This window comes from Mesorhizobium sp. M7A.F.Ca.CA.002.15.2.1 (genome assembly GCF_003998715.1).
In the GTDB taxonomy this organism is placed as follows: Bacteria; Pseudomonadota; Alphaproteobacteria; order Rhizobiales; family Rhizobiaceae; genus Mesorhizobium; species Mesorhizobium ciceri.
This window is the reverse complement of the sequence record NZ_RZPI01001192.1, coordinates 1-660: the sequence shown is the minus strand read 5'-3', so window position 1 is coordinate 660 and position 660 is coordinate 1. Positions and strand designations below refer to the sequence as shown.

Here is a 660-nt window from a genome sequence, read left to right as displayed (position 1 = left end):
GATTTGCGGGCATCGAAGCCGAGCGCGAAGCCGTGCGCGCCATGTTTCGCAGCGGCGAGATCAACGACCATACGTCGCAGGCGCTGTTTACCGAGATCACGCTCACCGAGGCATTGCTGAGGGGCCGGAAGGCGAGGAAATAACGACGCGCGGGCCTGGCTGGCGCAATCCGGCCAGCAAATTTCGCGTGGCAAACGTGGCGGGGCGAAAACAACTGTGTTAATGGCGCCGCGTGCAGGTTGCCCAAAAGTGTACAGCGGTTTGGGCAACGACATGCATAAACAAAATTGCCCCCGAACCCCGAGGATTTCAGGCTATGGCAACAGCAGCGGCAGTGTCGAACAAATTCGAATCCTTCTTCGAAACCACGCTGGCCGACGCCGATCCGGAGATTTTCGGCGCCATCCGCAACGAACTCGGCCGCCAGCGCCACGAGATCGAGCTGATCGCCTCGGAAAACATTGTTTCCCGCGCGGTGCTTGAGGCGCAGGGCTCGATCATGACCAACAAATATGCCGAGGGCTATCCGGGCAAGCGCTACTACGGCGGCTGCCAGTTTGTCGACGTGGCCGAGGAACTGGCCATCGAGCGCGCCAAGAAGCTGTTCGGCTGCAACTTCGCCAATGTCCAGCCGAATTCCGGCAGCCAGATGAACCAGGC

The 660-nt window shown here is 60.3% G+C and carries 1 pseudogene; it reads left to right on the top strand.

The annotated features are described in order from the left end of the window. Window positions 1-316 precede the first annotated feature (316 nt). Window positions 317-660 (top strand): annotated as a pseudogene (gene glyA / locus ENZ74_RS33590) (serine hydroxymethyltransferase); the annotation flags it as partial.